The 1,680-nt window shown below is 62.3% G+C and carries 2 protein-coding genes and 2 pseudogenes (1 of these 4 only partly in view); all 4 read right to left on the reverse strand.

Features of this window, described 5'->3' with window-relative positions; translation table 11 throughout:
• Positions 1 to 124: pseudogene (locus EOC06_RS43900) on the reverse strand (signal peptidase I); the annotation flags it as partial.
• A gap of 54 nt (positions 125 to 178) precedes the next feature.
• Entirely contained in the window at positions 179 to 592 is a 414-nt protein-coding gene (acpS, locus tag EOC06_RS30605) for a holo-ACP synthase (protein ID WP_127327231.1), read from the reverse strand.
• Positions 589 to 1,188 carry a DUF2062 domain-containing protein gene (locus EOC06_RS30610; protein ID WP_127322859.1) on the reverse strand — a complete coding sequence of 200 codons (600 nt, stop codon included), beginning with the start codon at positions 1,186 to 1,188 and terminating at the stop codon, positions 589 to 591. The genes acpS and EOC06_RS30610 overlap by 4 nt, the downstream gene beginning before the upstream one ends.
• Before the next feature lie 247 nt (positions 1,189 to 1,435).
• Positions 1,436 to 1,680: pseudogene (locus tag EOC06_RS30615) on the reverse strand (VOC family protein) (it continues 155 nt past the right edge of the window).

The following is a 1,680-nucleotide window of genomic DNA, read 5'->3' on the forward strand; positions in this document are numbered from 1 at the left end:
GCGTGCGGATGACCAGGGCGAGCAAAAGCGCCTGGACGATGACGCTGACGGTCTCGCCAAGCCCGCCGGATTTCTTCTCGGATTTTTCAGCCACGCTCATGTCGTCCTCGATTGTGCGTTGGATGGTATAGAGTCTCGGCGCGCGCTGGGCAACGTCAATGCCGGTCGTCAGAGGCAATCAATGTGGCGCTTCTTCGACGGGCAGCGCCTCGATGATCACAAAGGCTTGAGCGAGCGGGAAATCATCCGTGATGGTGAGGTGGATTGCCGCCCGATGGCCGTTTGGCAGGATCTTGTCCAGCCTGGCCTGCGCTCCTCCCGTCAGAGCCATGGTCGGCGCGCCACTGGGCAGGTTGACGACACCCATGTCGCGCCAGAACACGCCCTGCGCCATACCGGTGCCCAGCGCCTTGGCGCAGGCCTCCTTGGCGGCGAAGCGTTTGGCATAAGAGGCCGCGCGGGCGCGTCGATTGTCGGAACGCGCCTGTTCGATCTCGGTGTAGATTCTCTGAATGAAGCGCTGACCGTGACGCTCCAGCGATTTCTCGATGCGTCTGATGTCGATAAGGTCGCTGCCGATGCCGATGATCATCGCGCGGTGGAACCGATGCTTGCGCCGGGATGGGACGATTGCGCATGCCGGCTTGCGCGCTCGGCCAGACGTTTGCGCCGCTGTTCGCGGAAAGCGTTCATGCCCCAGCGCGTGAGGGCGTAGAACAGCAGCCCGAAGGCGAGCCCGAGCGGAACCGCGCCTATCAGCATCGGTTCAAGGACCGGTTTCCACAATTGCGCGAAGGAGAGGTTGTGCAACATCTCGCCCAGATGTGCCGGCGGCCCATGCGTCGGCAAGCGGTCATGCAGGATGAGCTTGCCCGTTTCCCACGACGCCCCCCATAGCAACGGGAAGGTCAGGGGGTTGCCGAAAAAAACCGCGCCGAGAGCGGCCGCCACCAGATTGCCGGCGATCACCCAGCACAGGAGGGCAGCGATGATGAAATGGAAACCGACGGGAAAGAATGAAGCGAAGACCCCGGCTGCAACGCCGGCCGCCACCGCATGCGGTGTGGCCTTCAGCCGCAGGATGCGCTTGGAAAAATACTGAAGCGAGCGCGAAAATGAGCGGCGCGGCCAAAGGTAGGTACGCACCCGCTCGTAAAGGCCATCAGGCTTGCGGCGTCGAAAAAGCACTCTGTTCCCGTTCCACGGCTCCCGCAACGGCACCTTAGCCGGGCGTGGCAGCCACATCTTGCGCTTGACGATCACCCAATGGCAATCGCAAGCATGATATAACGACGCGCTGACAGAAGAACAACCAAGCACCGTCTGTCCGATGCGCACTCGTCGCCGCCCCTCGGGGTGGTTCATGCTTCGAACATTGGACAATCGCGGCGAATTTAAGGAAAACTGGCAGTCGCTTTTTCGAAGAGCACCAGCGCTACGGCAGGTATTCGCTGACCTCGACCAGATTGCCGTCCGGGTCGCGGAGATAGACCGACATCATCGGACCGCGGGCCCCGATACGTTCAACCGGACCGAGTTCCACCGCCACACCATTGGCCGCGAGCCGGGCACGGACCTCATCCAGTGGCCCGTCCGTGACCAGGCAGAAATCGCTCGAGCCCGGAGCCGGCGACTTCGCCTTCGGCTCGAAAGTGCGGCCGACCTCATGCACATTGATCT

The sequence above is a fragment of the Mesorhizobium sp. M7A.F.Ca.MR.362.00.0.0 genome, from assembly GCF_004023175.1.
Taxonomy (GTDB): domain Bacteria; phylum Pseudomonadota; class Alphaproteobacteria; order Rhizobiales; family Rhizobiaceae; genus Mesorhizobium.